Source organism: Rodentibacter caecimuris, from assembly GCF_001019715.1.
Lineage (GTDB): Bacteria > Pseudomonadota > Gammaproteobacteria > Enterobacterales > Pasteurellaceae > Rodentibacter > Rodentibacter caecimuris.
Window position 1 is genome coordinate 114,220 of the sequence record NZ_BBXJ01000001.1, and the last position, 19,202, is coordinate 133,421.

At 41.4% G+C, this 19,202-nt stretch carries 15 protein-coding genes; 12 read left to right on the forward strand and 3 right to left on the reverse strand.

Translation table 11 applies throughout. The features are described from left to right. Positions 1-16 precede the first annotated feature (16 nt). The 5 genes from cls (at position 17) to PNEUHYL_RS00590 (ending at position 7,227) form a co-directional block, all read left to right on the forward strand. Positions 17-1,477 carry a cardiolipin synthase gene (cls, locus tag PNEUHYL_RS00570; RefSeq protein ID WP_059365328.1) on the forward strand — a complete coding sequence of 487 codons (1,461 nt, stop codon included), beginning with the start codon at positions 17-19 and terminating at the stop codon, positions 1,475-1,477. Positions 1,478-1,552: 75 nt separating this feature from the next. Beyond that, complete coding sequence (locus tag PNEUHYL_RS00575; RefSeq protein WP_059365329.1) at positions 1,553-2,317, forward strand: ATP-binding cassette domain-containing protein; 765 nt, start codon at positions 1,553-1,555, stop codon at positions 2,315-2,317. 1 nt (position 2,318) lies between these two features. Next, on the forward strand, positions 2,319-3,209 hold the full coding sequence (locus tag PNEUHYL_RS00580; protein ID WP_059365330.1) for an iron-siderophore ABC transporter substrate-binding protein: 891 nt from the start codon (positions 2,319-2,321) through the stop codon (positions 3,207-3,209). Continuing rightward, a complete protein-coding gene (gene fhuB / locus PNEUHYL_RS00585; RefSeq protein ID WP_059365331.1) occupies positions 3,203-5,176 on the forward strand; it encodes a Fe(3+)-hydroxamate ABC transporter permease FhuB in 1,974 nt (657 codons plus the stop codon). The genes PNEUHYL_RS00580 and fhuB overlap by 7 nt, the downstream gene beginning before the upstream one ends. Before the next feature lie 32 nt (positions 5,177-5,208). After that, positions 5,209-7,227 carry a TonB-dependent siderophore receptor gene (locus PNEUHYL_RS00590; protein ID WP_059365332.1) on the forward strand — a complete coding sequence of 673 codons (2,019 nt, stop codon included), beginning with the start codon at positions 5,209-5,211 and terminating at the stop codon, positions 7,225-7,227. A gap of 97 nt (positions 7,228-7,324) precedes the next feature. Here the strand turns inward: PNEUHYL_RS00590 and PNEUHYL_RS00595 are convergent, their stop codons facing one another. Continuing rightward, entirely contained in the window at positions 7,325-8,371 is a 1,047-nt protein-coding gene (locus PNEUHYL_RS00595; protein WP_059365333.1) for a TIGR01620 family protein, read from the reverse strand. 72 nt (positions 8,372-8,443) lie between these two features. Between PNEUHYL_RS00595 and PNEUHYL_RS00600 the strand changes: the two genes are divergently transcribed. Beyond that, positions 8,444-9,325 carry a VirK/YbjX family protein gene (locus PNEUHYL_RS00600; RefSeq protein ID WP_059365334.1) on the forward strand — a complete coding sequence of 294 codons (882 nt, stop codon included), beginning with the start codon at positions 8,444-8,446 and terminating at the stop codon, positions 9,323-9,325. 2 nt (positions 9,326-9,327) lie between these two features. Here the strand turns inward: PNEUHYL_RS00600 and PNEUHYL_RS00605 are convergent, their stop codons facing one another. Then, positions 9,328-10,758: a YcjX family GTP-binding protein gene (locus PNEUHYL_RS00605; protein WP_059365335.1), complete on the reverse strand. Its 1,431-nt coding sequence runs from the start codon at positions 10,756-10,758 to the stop codon at positions 9,328-9,330. Positions 10,759-10,827: 69 nt separating this feature from the next. Between PNEUHYL_RS00605 and PNEUHYL_RS00610 the strand changes: the two genes are divergently transcribed. From PNEUHYL_RS00610 to PNEUHYL_RS00635, 6 genes are all read left to right on the forward strand, one after another. Continuing rightward, positions 10,828-12,525: an ABC transporter substrate-binding protein gene (locus tag PNEUHYL_RS00610; protein ID WP_059365336.1), complete on the forward strand. Its 1,698-nt coding sequence runs from the start codon at positions 10,828-10,830 to the stop codon at positions 12,523-12,525. Next, a complete protein-coding gene (locus PNEUHYL_RS00615; RefSeq protein ID WP_059365337.1) occupies positions 12,525-13,490 on the forward strand; it encodes an ABC transporter permease in 966 nt (321 codons plus the stop codon). Before PNEUHYL_RS00610 ends, PNEUHYL_RS00615 begins: the two co-directional genes overlap by 1 nt. Next, entirely contained in the window at positions 13,480-14,367 is an 888-nt protein-coding gene (locus PNEUHYL_RS00620; RefSeq protein ID WP_059365338.1) for an ABC transporter permease subunit, read from the forward strand. Before PNEUHYL_RS00615 ends, PNEUHYL_RS00620 begins: the two co-directional genes overlap by 11 nt. A gap of 2 nt (positions 14,368-14,369) precedes the next feature. Next, positions 14,370-15,422, forward strand: a complete 1,053-nt coding sequence (locus PNEUHYL_RS00625) for a peptide ABC transporter ATP-binding protein (protein WP_059365339.1) — start codon at positions 14,370-14,372, stop codon at positions 15,420-15,422. Between the two features lie 3 nt (positions 15,423-15,425). Next, complete coding sequence (locus tag PNEUHYL_RS00630; RefSeq protein ID WP_059365340.1) at positions 15,426-16,235, forward strand: peptide ABC transporter ATP-binding protein; 810 nt, start codon at positions 15,426-15,428, stop codon at positions 16,233-16,235. 63 nt (positions 16,236-16,298) lie between these two features. Further along, positions 16,299-17,231, forward strand: a complete 933-nt coding sequence (locus PNEUHYL_RS00635) for a bile acid:sodium symporter family protein (RefSeq protein WP_059365341.1) — start codon at positions 16,299-16,301, stop codon at positions 17,229-17,231. 79 nt (positions 17,232-17,310) lie between these two features. Here the strand turns inward: PNEUHYL_RS00635 and sppA are convergent, their stop codons facing one another. Continuing rightward, positions 17,311-19,167: a signal peptide peptidase SppA gene (sppA, locus tag PNEUHYL_RS00640; protein WP_059368787.1), complete on the reverse strand. Its 1,857-nt coding sequence runs from the start codon at positions 19,165-19,167 to the stop codon at positions 17,311-17,313. Positions 19,168-19,202 lie beyond the last annotated feature (35 nt).

Consider the following 19,202-nt stretch of genomic DNA (forward strand, 5'->3'; position numbering starts at 1 on the left):
GTGCGGTTAAAATTTTATGAGTTTTGAACATATTATACTGGTTTATATTGCCCCAATGATAGTTTGGGTATCAGTGATTTCCGTTACGTTGCGTTTGCTCGTAAAAAAACAAGCAGTCTCCGCCACGCTTTCTTGGTTGATGATCATTTATTTAGTGCCGCTTATCGGTGTCGTTGCCTATTTGGTTTTTGGCGAGATAAAATTAGGTACAAAACGTGCTAAGGCGTTCAAAACATTACACCCGAAATATAGTGAATGGTTAGCTCATTTATCACAACAATCTTCGCTTGTCGGTATGCCAAAAAATCGGCAATATCGACCGCTCTTTGATCTGAATTATCAACGTCTCGGCATTCCTTGTATCAAAGGCAATGAATTGCATATTCTAGACACCCCCGAAAGCATTATTCACCATCTGATCAAGGATATTCGACAAGCACAGTATTCCATTAATATGGTTTTTTATATTTGGTCGAACCAAGGCATGATAGAAAAAGTAAGCCAAGCCTTATTGGATGCCAAACAACGAGGGGTAGAAATCCGCATTTTATTGGATTCCGTAGGGAGTCGCCCTTTCCTAAAGGGTAAAGCATGTCGGGCGTTACGCAAACAAGGCATCGAAATTGTCGAAACCCTTTATGTCAATCTATTTAGGATGTTTTTTAGTCGGATTGATTTACGCCAACATCGAAAAATCATTGTCATTGATAATCAAATTTCCTACACCGGCAGTATGAATATGGTCGATCCTGCTTTTTTTAAACAAAACAGCAAAGTTGGAAATTGGGTGGATATTATGGTGCGGGTTAACGGTGCGGTTTCGGCCGTGTTAAACAGCCTACACGCTTGGGATTGGGAAATTGAAACCGGCGTTGAATTGCCATTATCTTTACCAAATTGTCCGCTTGTGCCGATTGATGATTATGACACCCACTCCGTTCAAGTTATCGCCACCGGCCCGGCATTCCCCGATGATCTGGCACCGCAAAGCTTAGCGTTGGCAATTTATGCCGCCAGACAAAGCATTGTCATCACCTCTCCCTATTTCGTGCCAAGCCACAGTATTGCCGAAGCGTTACGCATTGTCGCCTTACGGGGCGTGGAGGTTTCAATTATTCTACCGAAGAAAAATGATTCCCTTATGGTGGGCTGGGCAAGCCGTACTTTTTTTGACGATCTCCTTGCCGCCGGCGTGAAAATCTATGAATTTAAAGCAGGTTTATTACACACCAAAAGCGTGCTTATCGATAACAAACTCGCCTTAGTCGGTACAATGAACATGGATTTACGCAGTTTCTTCTTGAATTTTGAACTGGCGCTTGCCGTAGAAGATCTTGCCTTTGCCAATGAAGTTTCGATCCTACATGAGAGCTATATCGCAAATTCAGACCGTCTAGACAGAGAAAAATGGCTATCCCGACCATTTTACAATCGTATCATCGAACGTTTGTTCTTTTTATTTAGTCCGTTACTGTGAGTGATGTCGCTAAAGTTGAAATAAGAATAGTTTTCACATAAAATTGCACTCATTTCTGTAGTTTTTGGATAATTTGTGTTTCAACTTCGACAAGCGTCATTTTCAATTCCCTGGAGAACACTGCTCCACCCGACTTCCCTCTCTTTTGAAAACGGTAAGGTTTATGGGTTAATCGGGCATAACGGTTCCGGTAAATCCACATTAATCAAGCTAATGGCACGACAACAACGCCTCTCTAGCGGCGATATTTTGTTGGATAATCGTTCTATTCAGCACTGGAATAGTCGGGATTTTGCCAAACAGGTGGCTTATTTACCGCAACATTTGCCACAAACCACCAATATGACGGCAAAAGAACTCATCGCCATGGGGCGTTACGCGTGGAATGGGTTGTTTGGGCGTGAAACCGAGGCGGACAGACAAGCCGTCACACGCGCGTTACAACTTACCCATACCGAAAAATTCGCCGATCAATTGGTCGATACCCTTTCCGGTGGAGAACGTTCGAGAATTTGGCTGGCGATGTTGATAGCACAAGAAAGCCGCTTTTTATTGCTTGACGAACCTTTAGCCGCCTTAGATATCGCTCATCAGGTAGAAGTCATGCAACTGATTCAGCAACTGAGCCGTGAATTAAACCTTGGCGTGGTTATTGTGATTCACGACATCAATCTCGCCGCCCGTTTTTGTGATCATTTAGTCGCCTTGCACAGTGGAAAATTATTAGCACAAGGTAATGCTCACGATATTGTCAATCCCGCCTCATTACAACAAATTTACGGCATTGGGCTCAATGTCATTGATCACCCCGAAACCCACCGTCCTGTGAGCTTTTATTAATATGCCAAACCTTATAAAAAAAATGCTCACAATTCTGACCGCACTTTTCAGTAGCCTACAAATCTCAGCCGGCGAATCTCAGGCTGGTTATGCTACAGTGGATTGGTCGGTGGCGGAAACCTTAATTGCGCTAGGCGAAGCACCACTTGCCGTGGGCGATGTGAAAAGCTATCAAACTTGGGTGATAGAACCAGCATTGCCTAAAAATACAGTTGATTTAGGTGTCCGTTTACAGCCTAATTTTGAACTGATTTCAACCTTGTCACATTCCTTAAATGCACAACCGCTTACTTTTATTCATAGCCATTTTTATGTGGCGTTGAATGAGAAATTATCCGCTTATGGAAAAGTCTACAACGTGGAGTTTTATAAAGAAGGAAATGCGTGGCATAACGTCGTGGCGGCGACCCAACAAATCGGCAAGATCATCGGTAAACCACAAGCCGTACAAACCTTACTTGAAAATTATCAGAAAAAAATTGCCGAATATCGACCGCACTTAATGCCTTTTACGGATCGCCCTGTGGCGTTGGTACAATTTATTGATACACGCCATTTGCGTATTTATGGTGAAAACAGCCTGCTCGGTGCGGTGATTCGGCAACTTGGCTTTCAAAATGCCTATTCTCATAACGTGAATTATTGGGGCTTTCAAAATATCGAGATTACCGAGTTGGCAAAATTGTCAAAAAATACACGATTTGTGGTGATTAAACCCTATCCGAATAATATTGCCTCGGCACTCACGCATAATACCTTATGGCAGCATTTATCGATGGCGAAAGAACCCTTGATTTTACCTGCCGTTTGGACATTCGGTGCCTTACCTTCCGCAGAACGTTTTATCACTGTGTTTGCAAATGGCTTATTACAGGGCGGTGAAACATGGTAAATCGTGCTTTGGCTTTCATTTTTGTGTTAAGTGGCATTTTCATTGTGCTTACCGGTTTCTTGTTGAATGTGCAACTTCCTATTGGGCATCCTATTTTTGCGCTTTTTTATTTCACCGATAATCTTGATTTATTGTTAATCCAAAGCTATACCTTTCCACGCATTGCCATTGCTCTACTAGCCGGAGGAAGCCTCGCCTTCGCCAGTCTATTATTACAACAAGTCATGGGGAATCAGCTCGCCTCCGACAGCACGCTGGGCATTAACAGCGGTGCTCAATTCAGCCTATTTTTAGTCGCTATTTTTGCACCGACGTTATTGGAATACGGTTCAAGCATTATTGCCCTCGCCGGAGCGGCATTCAGTCTGCTATTGGTGATAATCCTTGCGGCACGCAAAACGATGTCTCCGTTATTATTGATTTTAGCCGGGGTTGTGGTGAACCTCTATTTTGGTTCTTTCAGTAGTATGATGATGCTGTTCTACCCTGAAGAATCACGCGGTTTGACACAATGGGGTGCCGGCTCATTAGTCCAGGAAAGTTGGCACGACAGCCAATTATTGTTTGTGCAAAGTGCGGTGAGTTTTGCCTTAATTTTTACCTTACGCCGCCCGCTCACGATGCTTGCCTTAAATGATAATAACGCCAAAAGCCTTGGCGTTCCGGTAGGAAAACTCCGTTTTATCGGCGTGGTGGTGAGCGCTTATTTGATCGCTTCCGTCGTCAGCGCAGTAGGCATGCTCGGTTTTGTGGGATTAGCCGCTGCCACTATCGTACGCCAACTGGGCGTTCGCACCTTAACGTGGCAATTAATCTCTGCTTTTATCGTCGGCGCATTGCTATTGGCGATCACCGATTTAGTCTTGCAAATCATCAATTTTTACGCTCAAATCAGCCTGCCGACCGGCGCAGTCACGGCTTTACTTGGCACACCGTTATTACTTTGGTTGATGTTTCGCGCGCTCCCACATAGCGGACGTTTGACAGACGCAGCCCCACAAAAACCCCGCCAATATCGACCGCACTTTACCCTGTTGATGATTGCCTTATTTGCGGTCAGTTTGCTTATTGCGCTTTGTCTTGGTAAAGACGCATTCCATTCACAATGGAAATTCCTCGTTCCCGATAATGCCTTTGATTTGGAGATTCTCGCTTTACGTTATCCACGCATATTGATTGCGATCTGTGCCGGAATTTTGCTTTCCCTGTCCGGTGTATTATTACAACGTTTAACCTTAAACCCGATGGCAAGCCCTGAATTACTCGGTGTATCGTCAGGCGCAAGCATGGGCATTCTCGCCCTACTCTTTATTTTTTCCGCCCAAGCAACGGTTTGGTTTTGGCTTGCCGGTATCAGCGGTGCCTTTATTGCATTAATGATTCTAGCCGCCATTAATCAACGCAATGGAATGCTGCCGGAAAAAGTGTTACTGACAGGGATCAGCCTTTCCGCACTGTTCGACACGCTTCAACGTCTTGCCGTTGCCACCGGTGATCCGCGTGCGAATCAATTAATCAGCTGGACTTCGGGTTCGACACAAAATACCGATCCGAATCTTGCCATACCGTTTATTTTATTGACATTGGTATTATTGGCGATGAGTTTGATTTTTAGCCGTTGGCTGGATTTATTATCACTTCAAACTTCAATGGCACAAGCCCTTGGTTTGAACATCAAACGCACTCGATGGATACTGATTATTTTTAGTGCCTTTTTAACTGCACTTGCCACCCTAATGATCGGCCCGTTGAGCTTTATCGGTTTGCTCGTCCCACACTTAACCCATTTTTTAGGCGTGCACAAAGCGCGCACGCAACTGCTACTTTCCGCCGTACTCAGCAGCACCATTATGCTCATTGCCGACTGGATCGGGCGACAACTTTTATTTCCTTACGAAATTCCTGCGGGGTTGGTCGCAACCTTAGTGGGCGGCACTTATTTCTTACTGATGATGCGAAAAGTTTAACGTAATTTATTCACCTTCATAGAGGACTCAACATGAAGAAAACCTTTGTTTACAGCGCACTGACAAGTGCGGTCATTTTTGCCATGAATTCTGCCTATGCCGAAGAGCAAAAAGTGGAAGAATTGGATGAAATCAACGTAGTCGGTTCAATTGCCAAAACCGGTAAAGTTGACTATATGACACCGCGTTCTATTGCCGTGCTCAATGATGAAACATTAAAAGACTGGGCATTAACTCAACTTGATGCAAGCCTTCGCTATGAAACCGGGGCATTATCACAAGTTTACGGCGCAGATCTGGATACGAATGATTGGATCAAAATGCGGGGAATGGATACCCGTTTAACGGTTGACGGTTCTGCCGTTTATAACACAGGTTACAGCCATTGGACACCGAATATGTACGGTATTGAAACAGTGGAAGTGGTAAAAGGGGCGGATTCTTTAACCTACGGTTCGGCACAAAGTGGCGGCTTGATCAATTTAATCACTAAACGCCCGACTACGGAACCTAAAGGCGAGGTCAATTTCAAGCTAGGTAATCGTCACGAACGTGGCATTAGCGCAGATATCAGCAATAAAGCGACGGAAAATGTACGCTATCGCCTTGTGGCCGACTACAACAAAAAACAAGGTGAACTACGCGGCACTTGGTTAGAAAACTATTATTTTGCGCCAAGTCTGACTTGGGATATTTCTAACCGCACTTCCCTCACCTTATTAGCAAGCGTACAAAAAGACGTGGGCGTGCCGACGACAGGATTTTTCCCAATGCAGGGAACGCTTTACACTAATTTGGGGAAAATTGATCGCCGTACCAACTTAGGTGATCCCACAACGGATACCTTAAATCGTAAACAATATTCACTGGGCTACGAATTTAGTCATAAGTTTGATGAGGGCTTAACCTTCTCACAAAATTACAAATTCAATATACAGGATGTGAAACAACAATCCGCTTTCTCAAACGGCGTAACGGTTTTTCCAATCATCGGGCAAGGAGCAGTATTTAACGAAGTGATCACACGTAGCCACTCTATTGATAACCGTCTCACGAAAAACTGGACGTTCGATAATGTAGAAAACAGTTTGACCTTAGGCATTGATTATCAATATTTAACGGCAAAAGGAAGCTACAACAGCTACTATATGCCATATTCCGTGCCGGCAAGCTATACGCCACGTTACACACTCAATAGTCTTGTGCCCGTTTATAATGGCATTCAAGTGCCAAATAATGCCCGTCCAAACTACGATGTCACTCAGCGACAATTAGGCTTCTACTTACAAGATCAAGTTAAAATCGGTAACTGGCATTTATCCGGCGGCATACGCAATGACCGGGCTAAGGGTGAAGAAGGGGAAAAGCGTTACAAAATTAACCATACCTCATATTCCGGCGGGTTAATGTATGTAGCGGATAGCGGGCTTGCGCCTTATTTTAATTATTCCGAATCTTTTGTGCCGGAAACCGCACAATATAAACCGACTGAAAGCAGACAATATGAAATCGGTATAAAATATTTGCCCAGTTTTATTGATGGAACGTTCTCCGTTGCATACTTTGATTTGAAACAGGATAACGCCTTCACACCAAGTGCGACAGGTAATGCTTTCCAAACCAAGGAATTAAGAAGTAACGGTGTGGAAGTTGCGGCAAATTTTAACATTGCAGAAAACACCGCAATGACATTAGGTTATACATTTAATCGCGTAAAAGATATTCGAGAAACCGGCGATGTTATCCGTCCGGCATTAATTCCCCGTCATACTGCCTCAGCGCAAGTCACCCATCAATTTGTTGATAATTTAATTGGCGGTGCGGCAATTCGTTATATAGGCACCTCATCAAACGGCACAGCGGATAATATTAAAGCACCGGCAAAAACCTTAGCTGATTTAATGTTGAAATATCGCATTAACCACAATTGGGCGCTACAAGTAAACGTATCCAACCTCACCGATAAAAAATATGTTGCAAGTTGTTTTTATAGCACTTGCTACTACGGTGAAGGACGCCGATTCAGTGCGAATTTAACTTATAACTGGTAGGTTAAATCCTGTTAACAATGTGAAAATCCCAATTACGCTCAAGCATAGTTGGGATTTTTTACAAGTAAAACGCTTTTTAATTAACCTTTATTTTTTATCAAAGGAATTCCTTTTCTTTCACTTTTTTATTTAATACCACCTCTTTTATTGTGGTTAAAAGCTCTTTTTGAATATGAGACAACTTAGGCTTTTCATTAGCTTGAAAGGCGAGCGGACGACAAAACTCCATTGCTTTCACCCCTAAACGGGCGGTGAGCAACCCGACTCCAATCCCCTGTGCCGCACGGGCGGAAAGTTTTGCCGTAATATCTTGCGAAAGCCAATCCATACCGACCTCTCGCACCACCTCGGTTACGCCGGCAAATGCGATATTGATTAACACCATACGCAACAAGCGAATACGGGCAAAATAACCAAGTTCAATACCATAAATATCTGCAATACTGTTGATTAATCGAAGATTCCGCCAAGCGACAAAAAACATATCCACTAAAGACAGTGGGCTGATCGCCACGACTACGGCAGATTCCGCCGCCATTTTACTAATCAATTTTTTCGCTTTGAGATCGAAAGGTTTCAGCACATTTTGGCTGAATAATTGCGCCACCTCTTGCGCAGAATAAGCGTCATTCAATTGGCTTTGCCATTGAACAATAGCTGGCGATTGCTCATCTAATTGCAAACCTTTTGCCATTTCTAAGCAAAGTTTTTGACCTTGTTCACCATCAGCGGCAAAAACATCCGCATTTTTCTGCCAAAGTAACCGACTTTGTTGTTGTAATTTTTCACGTTTTTTCAAATAGACTAAACGCCGCCATTCGCCCACGATCGCTTTCACGCCAAACAACACAACAACTAAACTGACAAGGGAAAATGCGAAATAAATCCATTGTTGATTTTGAAAACTTGTCAAAACCCACTGTACCGATTGCGCCACGGTTGCGCCCCCAAATAAAAGTGCGGTCAATTTTAACGCCGTTTTCCAACCTTTTGATCGAGGTTTCATTGCCTGATTAAATTGTTCGTCCAGCAATTCCCCTTTTAAAGGTTCGTCCAAAATGGTTTCTACATTGGTAAATTCTTGCTTTGGCTGAAAGCGTTCTACCGTCGGTTCATCATATTGGTTGAAAATTTGTTTTTCCATTATAAAATAAGCCCTATTTTTTCCGTTCCATCGTCACATAAGTGTGACTTTTTAACTAATATCGTGTTCAAAATGGCAATACCAACTAAGATTTCCTTTCCAACTTATGTTCAAATGTATCCTTATTCAAAAGATCGCCCGTTAACAAAACAGTTGCGCGAGAAATGCCGTTATTATGCCTACAGTTTTATTTATAAAAAACAATGCCGTCAACTTATTGAGTTTTTAAATAACACCCCTCAATGGCAGGCGCTTTTTACCCAAGATTATTATCGCTTTAATCCACTTTTAACTACCTATTGTGACAAACGTTTTTCTGCTGCACAGCGATTCGAGGCAATCACTCAAAATCTCAATATTGCAGAAGAAAAATTAGGTTTGCCGTTTTGCAAACGTTTACTGCAAGAGCAGGTTATTTTATTAAGCCAATTAAGTGATGATCTTTTCCTAAATTTAAGTCTAAATTTTATCGACCCTTTTGAGGGCTACTTTGCCATCAATATCCGTAATCAAAATCACGAACGAATTTATGATGCGTCATTCACGTTTTTAGCGCCAAATAAATTGTTGATTAGCTCCATACAAGGTCCTAGCCACGGAAACACCCAAGAATTAATCAAACAAGCAACCAAAGATTTACACGGCATTCGCCCAATGTTTATGTTAATGCACGTATTCCGTGAGTTAGCAAAACATTGGCAATGTGATTTGATCGGTATTCCACATAAATTTCAAGGGAAATACCGCCTATCCGCACGAAGTAAAATCTTATTTAACTATGATGAATTTTGGCAAGAAAACCAAGGAATCTATCAAGATCTTTATTGGCAACTTCCCCTTGATGTGGAACGCAAACCGCTAGAAGAAATCGCCAGTAAAAAACGTTCAATGTATCGCAAACGTTATGACATGCTGGATAGTCTCACAAGCGAGATTGCAAGCCGTTTCAGCTAAACTTAATCAAACCGATCGCCCAATAAAAACTGCAACACGGCATCCATCCGCAAATGGGGGAGCGGCTCACCTTGTTCAAGGGGTTGCGGATCAAAACTGTCAAACTCAAAATGCGCCGCATTTTCCGTAAAGTGCGGTTGTTTTTGCCAAAATTCTTGGTTCGGTAATTTGCTCGGCACACTGCCGGGATAAAGGGTTATTAACCGCTTATCTTTAGCACGAACACCTTGAATCGCTCTAATTTGTTTACCGTTTTGATTGACAATGACTTGTTTCGTTGCACGAATTGCGGCAATTGCTGTGTATTCCGTTTCGATGCCTTCAAATTCCACATGGCGACCGCCTTCTTGGACTAACTGTCGCATCAGGCTCACTAAATTCGGTATTTGATCACTCGTGATATGATCCGCTTTCGTAGCAATAAACATTAATTTATCAATACGTGGGGAAAACAAACGGTTCAAAAAATTCCGTTTACCATAATGAAAATTTTTAAATAACTGATTTAGCCCCCTCTGCATATCTAAAAATGCTTGGCGGCTATGATTCAACGGCGTTAAACAATCCGCCAAAATGACTTGGCGATCAAAGGTTGAAAAATAATTTTCGTAAAATCCTTTCACAATGCTATTGCGATAATAATTATAACGTTTATTCAATACAGCAAAATAGCTGTTTGGTTTTGCCTCTTTTTTAAGGTTTTTCCATTGCGCCTGCGTAAGGTGAAGTAACGGGAAAAACTGCAAGACCGGCGCGCCGTCCAATTCTCCCGGTAAAACAAATCTGCCCGGCTGAATAAACTGCATACCCTGTGCTTTACATTGATGAAGATACGCCGTATAAGCCTTTGCAAGTTTTGCTAAAACCTCTTCATTAACAACCGCAGTTAAGTCTAATTTTTTTACATCTTCCAGCCAAGATTGAGTAAGCTCGGCGCGCATTCCTTGATGAATTTGCGCTTGTTCTAATGACCATTGTTCAAAATTCAAATCCAGCAAAGGCAAATCCAACAGCCACTCCCCCGGATAATCAAAGATATCCAGATAGAGTGTACCACGCTCTTTCAGGTGGCGAAGTAAGCCTGATTGACGCTGAAAACGAATGGCTAAACGTGTTTCACTCACGCCTCTGGTAGATTGACACCATTGGGGCGGTATTCGATAAAGGTCGGCTAAATTGGCTTCGTAATCAAAACGGGGGACGTTTAAATTTTGTTGCGGCACACGCTTTACCGCAATAATTGCGCCGTTGGCAGCCTCAAATAAAGGTAAGGTGTTGTGTGAAACTTGATTAACGGACAAAAGTTGATTGATCAGACTCGTGATAAATGTGGTTTTGCCACTCCGACTCAACCCTGTTACCGCAAGGCGTAAAGTGCGGTCAAATCCGCGATTAATTATTTGATTGAGTTCTTTTGAAAAGATGTTAAACATTCAATAGCCTAGCCATTTTTACTAATATATCTTACAATTTGCGCCATAATTTACCATAACGCACTTATTATGTTACGCCGAAATCTGACATTTTTCTGTCTTCTGCTAAATATGGGCCTGTTTGCGCAAGTTCAAGCGGCACCGCGTGTACCGGAAAGTTTAACGGAAAACGGGTTGATTTATTGTACCAATGTATCGGGTTTCTCTTTTAATCCGCAAACAGCGGACGCCGGCACCAGTATGAATGTGGTAACGGAACAAATTTATAATAAGCTGTTTGAAATAAAAAATCACAGTGCAACGGTTAGCCCTTCTTTAGCGGTATCTTATTCCGTTTCAGCCGATGGCAAAGAGATTCTAATCAATCTCCGCAAAGGCGTAAAATTTCACCACACCCCATGGTTTACACCAACCCGTGATTTTAATGCGGAAGATGTGGTATTTTCCATTAACCGCGTACTCGGACATGACACCTATTTGCCGATTTTAGATCAAGATAATTTTGAATATGATAAAAATCCACAATACCGCGTATTTCATGAACAGGCAAAAAAAGCACGCTTTCCCTATTTTGACAGCATAAAATTAAACCAAAAAATAAAATCTATTACTGCGGTCAATCCTTACCAAGTAAAAATTGAATTATTTGAGCCGGATTCCTCGATTTTGTCTCATCTAGCCAGCCAATATGCGATTATTTTCTCGCAAGAATATGCCTATCAATTAAACGCGGACAATAACCTTGCACAATTGGATACCCACCCTGTCGGTACCGGGCCTTATCAGGTGCAAAACTATGTCTATAATCAATATGTCAGACTATTACGCAACGATAGCTATTGGAACAAAGATGCTAAAATCAAACACATTCTGGTTGATTTATCTACTGAGCGAACCACTCGGCTGATCAAGTTTTTCAATAATGAATGCCAAATTGCGGCTTATCCGGAAGTCAGCCAATTAGGCTTACTACACAATAATGACGAACGCTATTACTTACAATCGACAGATGGGATGAATCTTTCCTATCTCGCGTTTAATTTTAATAAACCGCTTATGCAAAACAAGCAAATTCGCCAAGCGATTTCTCAAAGTATTAACCGCGCACGTATCATACGCAATATCTATCACAACACGGCTACTGTCGCGAATAATATTATTCCGAATGTATCTTGGGCATCCAGTGTCAATACGCCAGAATTTGAGTTTGATTACGCCCCCAAACCGGCGAAAAATATCCTATCGGGTAAAAATCTTCAGCTGAATATGTGGGTATTAAATGAAGAACAGATGTATAATCCGTCTCCCCTAAAAATGGCGGAACTCATTAAATGGGACTTGGCTCAAGCCGGTGTGAAGGTAAAAGTGCGGTCGGTTACGCGAGTGTTTTTGCTCGATCAACTTGCTAAAAAAACAGAGGATTACGATATGATTCTCACCGGTTGGCTTGCCGGAAATTTAGACCCCGATGGTTTTATGCGCCCAATTTTAAGCTGTGACACCAAAGATGACATCACGAATTTATCCAATTGGTGCAATCCCAAATTTAACCAACTGATGGACAATGCCCTTTCCAGTACACGATTACAAGAACGTGCGAAGAATTATAATCTTGCACAAGAGCTGATATTAAAAGAGTTACCGATTGTGCCTATTGCCAGTGCAAAACGTTTTCTAGTGGCAAACGGTAAGGTAAGAGGTGTGCAAATGAGCCCTTTCGGCAGTATGCATTTTTCGACACTCTATTTTGCAAAGGATAAAAAATAATGTTGTGGTCAGTGCTACGTCATCTCCTTTGGGTTTGTTTATTGCTATTTATTTTAACCTTACTTAGTTTCGCGATTTTAATGCGTGATCCGCTTAATTCGGCCCTTGTCACAAAGAGTATTTATAGTGCTTATTTTCACTATCTTGGCTCTTTATTACAGGGGGATTTCGGTATTACTTATAATGGCGGGCAATCTTTAAAATCCTTGATTTTTACCGTATTGCCGCCCACCTTGCAGCTTTGCTTCACCGCACTGCTACTTGCTTTAATTTTAAGTATTCCTCTTGGCATTCTAAGTGCGGTTAATAGTCAGGGTATTTTTTCAAAGAGCCTGCAAACGCTCTCTTATGTGGGGCTATCTATCCCTGTTTTCTGGCTTGCGCCGATTTTACTTTATGCGGCGGCGGTTTACGGCTGGGAAATTTCCGCCACGGGACAATATAATTTACTTTATGAAATTAAACCGATTAGCGGCTTTCCGGTGATTGATGTATGGTTTGTAGATAAGCCTTATCGCATCAAAATTGTGCAAAGCGTATTACAACATTTAGCGTTGCCGACACTGATTTTATGTATTTTGCCCACGATGGAAATTATCCGTATTATTCAACAGCGCGCAGAATATATCTTGCAACAAAATTACACCAAAGCCGCGCTAACCCGTGGTTGGTCAAAATGGAAAATTTTACAAAAATATGTTTTTAGAAATACTTTTCCCTTATTGGTACCGCAGATTACCCGTGTATTCACATTGGTTATCACACAATGTATGTTGGTGGAAAGCGTGCTCGGTTGGCCGGGCATAGGGCGTTGGCTCATTGATGCGGTTAGCAATCAAGACTACAACAGTATTTCAGCCGGGGTAATTGTATTGGGAATTTGTATTATCACCCTTGATACGTTGGCAAAAACCCTGATGTTTATCCTCGATCCGTTTAATAAGAAAGGTTGGTATGCAAGATAAAGAACCTGATGAATTTCGTGAAAGCACATCAATTTATCAAATTTGGTTACAGTTTCGTAAAAACCGTATCGCCTTATTCAGCTTTTACTTATTTTTTCTATTAATTTTGACCGCACTTTTCTCCCCTTTTATCGCCCCCTATAGCGATAGTATGGAGTTTGTCGGACAAGAGTTAATGCCGCCCTCTTGGGTAGAAAAAGGGCAAATCGCCTTTTTCTTCGGTACCGATGATCTTGCCCGCGATGTATTAAGCCGAGTTATTATGGGAACGCATTATACGCTTGGTTCTTCACTCATTGTTGTTTTTCTTGTGGCGGTTATCGGCGGTACATTAGGCATTTTAGCCGGCATGTCAGGAGGCATTAAAGCGCGTTTTCTCGGACATATTTTTGATGCTTTTCTATCGCTCCCTATTTTGTTAATTGCTATCATTATTTCTACTTTTATGGAACCCAGTTTAATGAATGCAATGGTATCGACCATATTGGCGGTGCTGCCTTATTTCATTCACACTATTTACCAAGCAATTCAACAAGAATTAAAAAAAGAATACGTGGTGATACTAAAACTTGATGGCATTTCCAACATTGAATTATTGCGCAGCACGATTTTGCCGAATATTACCGTCACTTACATTCAAGAGATTTCACGTGCTTTTGTCATTGCGATTTTAGACATTACCGCTTTGAGCTTTATTTCCCTTGGCGCGCAACGCCCAATGCCTGAATGGGGGGCAATGATAAAAGATTCGCTGGAACTGCTTCATCTTGCACCTTGGACGGTATTACTACCCGGGTTTGCAATTATTATCACTATTTTATTAAGCATTTTGTTTACCAACGGCTTATGTAAAGCCATTAACCAATATTATCAATAATTATGGTACTCCTGGATATTCGTAATCTAAACATTGAAATTAAAACGCCAACCGGCAAAATTAAAATCGTTGACGGTGTGAATTTAACCCTCAACGCAGGAGAAATTTTAGGGTTAGTGGGAGAATCCGGTTCAGGCAAAAGTTTGATTGCCAAAGTCATTGCAAACTCAATAAAAGAAGATTGGATTATCACGGCAGATCGCTTTCGTTTCAATGATGTAGAACTGTTAAAATTATCACCGGCGCAGCGTAGAAAACTCATTGGAAAAGAAGTTTCTATGGTTTTTCAAGATCCGCTTACCTGTTTAGATCCCAGCAAAAAAATTGGAAAACAGCTCATTCAGAGCATTCCAAACTGGACATATCGTGGAAAATGGTGGAATTGGTTCGGTTGGAAAAAACGCCGCGCCATTGAATTATTACACCGTGTCGGAATAAAAGACCATCAAGGAATTATGGCAAGTTATCCGAACGATCTCACGGAGGGTGAAGGACAAAAGGTGATGATCGCTATTGCCGTGGCAAATCAACCCCGTTTATTAATCGCGGATGAACCGACCAATACGTTAGAATCGATCACAGCCAATCAAGTTTTCCGTTTGCTTTCCAGTATGAATCAAAATCAGGGAACAAGTATTCTTCTAGCAAACAATGACATTCGTAGCATTAGCGATCTTTGCCACACAATGTCTGTGCTGTACTGCGGTCAAAATGCCGAATCGGCACCGACTCAAACATTGTTGGAATCGCCGCATCATCCTTATACGCAAGCATTAATTCATTTTGTACCGGATTTTACCGAACCTCTTGGTTTTAAAACAAAATTAGGCACATTAGAAGGCACCGTACCGCTTTTAGAACAAATGCCGATGGGCTGCCGTTTCGGGCCTCGTTGTCCGTTTTCACAAAAAGAATGTATGCAAAAACCCACCCGTCATCGTATTAAACAACATGAGTTTTCCTGCCACTTTCCAATTAATCTTAGGGAAAAACGTTTAAAGGAAACCTTAGCCAATTCACCGCTAACGTTATCCACTGAGCCAAGTAAGGAATAATTTATGCCATTATTGGAAGTAATTGAATTGTCTAAAACCTTTAATGACCCTGCCCATTGGTTTGGTTCAAGAGTGTTTAATGCCGTAGAAAAAGTGAGTTTTAATCTTGAACCGAAACAGACTCTCGCTATTATCGGTAAAAACGGTTCGGGAAAATCTACCTTAGTCAAAATGATTGCCGGCATGCTCAAACCAACTTCAGGTGAAATAAAGTTTAACGGAACAACTCTTAACGTTGAGGATTCACACTATCGAACCCAACATATTCGTATGGTATTCCAAGACGTGAATTCTGCGTTTAATCCTCGCCAAAATATCGGACAAGCTTTAGACACCCCGCTTCGCTTAACAACCGATTGGGATGAAGAAACCCGTAATCAAAAAATTTTTGAAACCCTCCAAATGGTCGGGCTTTATCCCGATTATACGAATTTAAAAATTAAAAATCTCTCTGCCAGTCAAAAGCAACGGGTCGCACTGGCCCGAGCATTTATTTTAGAGCCGGAAATTATTATTGTCGATGATACTTTCAGTACCCTTGATGCATCCGTTCGCGCCCAATTAATGAATCTTTCTCTCGATCTTCAAGCCCGCCTCGGCGTTGCTTATATTTATGTGGGGCAAGATTTAGGGCTGATTAAACACATTGCAGATAATGTATTAGTCATGGATGAAGGAAAAATGGTTGAATACGGTAAACCTAAAGATCTATTTTGTCGGCCCCAAACGACTATAACGGAACGTTTGGTAGAAAGTCACTTTGGTCGATTACTTAATGAAAGCTCATGGATTCGTCCGACGATGGATAATTGATTTGAAAGAAAAACATCTTTAGAATCAATCACTCTTTTAGTTACATTACAATAAGGAAAATCCATGCAAACATTGCTGAAATTAACTCAATTTGTCAGCAAAACTTTTGCTTTATGGGCAATTGTTTTCGCTGTTCTTGCTTTCTTATTCCCTACCGAATTTAAAATTTTTGCACCCTACATTCCCTACTTACTCGGTTTAGTCATGTTTGGTATGGGAATTACTCTCACGTTCAATGATTTTAGTGAGGTCGCTAAACATCCCAAGGCGGTATTTATTGGAGTGGCAGGGCAATTTATTATTATGCCTGCGATCGCATTCTTACTTGCCAAAGCCTTTAATCTGCCTTCGGATTTAGCGGTGGGAGTCATTTTGGTCGGCTCTTGTCCGGGCGGGACATCCTCTAATGTGATGACTTATCTTGCAAAAGGTAACACTGCGCTTTCCGTGGCTTGTACAACAATTTCAACACTGCTTTCGCCATTGCTTACCTCAGCAATTTTCTATGTATTGGCAAGCCAGTGGTTAGATATTAACGCCTCCGCAATGTTTATGTCGGTATTAAAAATGGTGCTTTTCCCAATTTTCTTAGGTTTAGTCATTCGTGCCTTATTTAAAGATGTTATTGTGCAGGCAAGCAAAATTACCCCGCTTATTTCCGTCGTTTCAATCGTTTTAATTCTGGCGGCTGTCGTTGCGGTAAGTAAGGATAAAATTGTTGAATCCGGTTTATTAATTTTCAGTGTTGTGGTTCTACACAACTGCTTAGGCTATTTAATCGGTTTCTTCGCAGCAAGACTATTCAAGCTCAATACTGCTGACAGTAAAGCGATTGCTATTGAAGTAGGCATGCAAAATTCTGGTTTAGGGGCGGCACTCGCAGCGGCACACTTTAATCCGATTGCTGCCGTACCCAGTGCATTATTCAGTTTCTGGCACAATGTATCCGGTCCGATACTTGCGAATATTTTCTCAAATATGAAAAATCAAAAATAAACTCTAAATTGACCGCACTTTATAAAAAAGCAGGGAATTCCCTGCTTTTTCTTTAAAAATAACATTGCGTCAAATTCGATTATTTTACTCCGCCGCAATTCAAACAATACAAATATTGTCCTTTAGGATCATTAAACTTATTCAGTTGATTTAAATGCTGTTTGAGTTGTTGAATCGGTTTTGGTAAATCAAGCCAAGTCAGCATAAATTGCTGGGCGTTATATTTAAGATCCCGAAACAATTTACCGAGCATACTGCTATCTTCTTCTGTCATCCATTCCACCGTAAAATCTTCAATCACGGTTTCACGATGAAAATTGATCAATTCGCCTGCTTTTTCTACCGCACGATCAAAATCCCCCAATTCATCCACAAGATTATGTTTAAAAGCATCCGTACCCAACCATACTTGCCCCTGAGCAATTTTATCCACGGCAGTTTTTGATATTTGACGGCCACGACTCACTAAATCTAAGAATTTATCATAGCCGTGTTCAATTTCTAATTGGTAAATATCTTGCGTATTTTTTGAAAGCGGGCTGAAAACAGAGCTTTCCGCCAGTTCAGTTGTGGCGACGCCATCACTATTCACACCGATTTTTTTAATTGCATTTTCAAAGGTCGGTAACATCCCAAAAATACCGATAGAACCGGTAATGGTATTTTTGTCCGCAATAATGTAATCGGAGGTGGCGGAAATCCAATAACCGCCCGAGGCAGCCATTGATCCCATAGACACCACCACTGGTTTACCGACTTTCTGTAAATTATTCACTTCTTGGCGAATTAATTCCGAAGCAAAAGCACTGCCTCCCGGTGAATTCACACGCAAAACGACCGCTTTTACCCGCTCATCATCGTAGGCTTTACGTAACAAGCGCACCACATTGTCGCCTCCGACCTCTTCTTCCGTGCTTTCGCCATCAATAATCGCCCCTTCAACGTTTACCACCGCAATTTTATTTTCATCTATTGATGAAACCATTCGATCCTCAAAACCGGATAAATAATTTGAAAAACCAATCATATTTACCTTACCTTCTCTATTTTTACCGAAAAGTGCGGTCAATTTTTTATCCAATTCCAGATTGTCGGCAATATCCGTTACCAATTTTCGCTGTTTTGTATAAGCCGTACTATCGCCTTTCAATGTCTTTAATTCTGCCAAATATTGTTTGGCACTCGGTAACAACGTTTCCGCAGAAATATGACGGTTTCCACTCACAATTTGCACATAGTTATTCCACATGCCATTTAGCCATTGATTCATATTTTGTTTGGCTTCCGGCGACATATCATTGCGCAAAAAAGGCTCGACAGCGGATTTATAAGTTCCCACTCGGAAAATATGCGGTGTCACGGCAAGCTTATCCAATAAATCTTTATAATAGAGATTTTCTTGCGCCAGTCCTCGAATAGAGACCTGACCAATTGAGTTTAAATAAATCTGATCGGCAAAACTTGCTAAGAAATATTGCCCTTGGGAATAGTTGTTAGCCAATGCAATAACCGGTTTTTCTGACGTTTTAAAATCTTGAATAGCTTTACCGATATAATTCATGGCTGGCAAATCACCGCCTGAAAAATAATTGAGATCCAATACTAATCCTCGAATATTCTCATCTTCTTTTGCTAAATTAATGGCATATACCACATCGAAGGTTGAAATTTTAGTCGGGATACGCTCCCCGCTATTTAGTTCTCGCAATATTTGCTGCCAGCCAAAAGCATCATCACGATTGTCGGCTAAGTAACCGTCTAAATTTAGCAATAATGCGCCTTTATCCGTATTTAAATTCACTGCGCTTTTTTTAGTATTTGCAGTGATACTGAAAATTGTCACCAACAGAAAAATGAAAATTAAAAAGAAAAAATTCATCACTAAATCACGAATAAAATTTAGCGCATGCCAACAAAATTTGATCACTCGGAAAATTGGGTTCATAAAGGTTTTAACAGGTTGAAAAAATT

Excerpts from the sequence above, each read along its gene's own strand:
- PNEUHYL_RS00615 (WP_059365337.1), top strand. The coding sequence starts at position 12,525 with ATGTTGTGGTCAGTGCTACGTCATCTCCTTTGGGTTTGTTTATTGCTA.
- PNEUHYL_RS00620 (WP_059365338.1), top strand. The coding sequence starts at position 13,480 with ATGCAAGATAAAGAACCTGATGAATTTCGTGAAAGCACATCAATTTAT.
- PNEUHYL_RS00600 (WP_059365334.1), top strand. The coding sequence starts at position 8,444 with ATGGCAATACCAACTAAGATTTCCTTTCCAACTTATGTTCAAATGTAT.
- PNEUHYL_RS00610 (WP_059365336.1), top strand. The coding sequence starts at position 10,828 with ATGTTACGCCGAAATCTGACATTTTTCTGTCTTCTGCTAAATATGGGC.
- PNEUHYL_RS00630 (WP_059365340.1), top strand. The coding sequence starts at position 15,426 with ATGCCATTATTGGAAGTAATTGAATTGTCTAAAACCTTTAATGACCCT.
- cls (WP_059365328.1), top strand. The coding sequence starts at position 17 with ATGAGTTTTGAACATATTATACTGGTTTATATTGCCCCAATGATAGTT.
- fhuB (WP_059365331.1), top strand. The coding sequence starts at position 3,203 with ATGGTAAATCGTGCTTTGGCTTTCATTTTTGTGTTAAGTGGCATTTTC.
- PNEUHYL_RS00635 (WP_059365341.1), top strand. The coding sequence starts at position 16,299 with ATGCAAACATTGCTGAAATTAACTCAATTTGTCAGCAAAACTTTTGCT.
- PNEUHYL_RS00590 (WP_059365332.1), top strand. The coding sequence starts at position 5,209 with ATGAAGAAAACCTTTGTTTACAGCGCACTGACAAGTGCGGTCATTTTT.
- PNEUHYL_RS00580 (WP_059365330.1), top strand. The coding sequence starts at position 2,319 with ATGCCAAACCTTATAAAAAAAATGCTCACAATTCTGACCGCACTTTTC.
- PNEUHYL_RS00625 (WP_059365339.1), top strand. The coding sequence starts at position 14,370 with ATGGTACTCCTGGATATTCGTAATCTAAACATTGAAATTAAAACGCCA.
- PNEUHYL_RS00595 (WP_059365333.1), bottom strand. The coding sequence starts at position 8,371 with ATGGAAAAACAAATTTTCAACCAATATGATGAACCGACGGTAGAACGC.
- PNEUHYL_RS00605 (WP_059365335.1), bottom strand. The coding sequence starts at position 10,758 with ATGTTTAACATCTTTTCAAAAGAACTCAATCAAATAATTAATCGCGGA.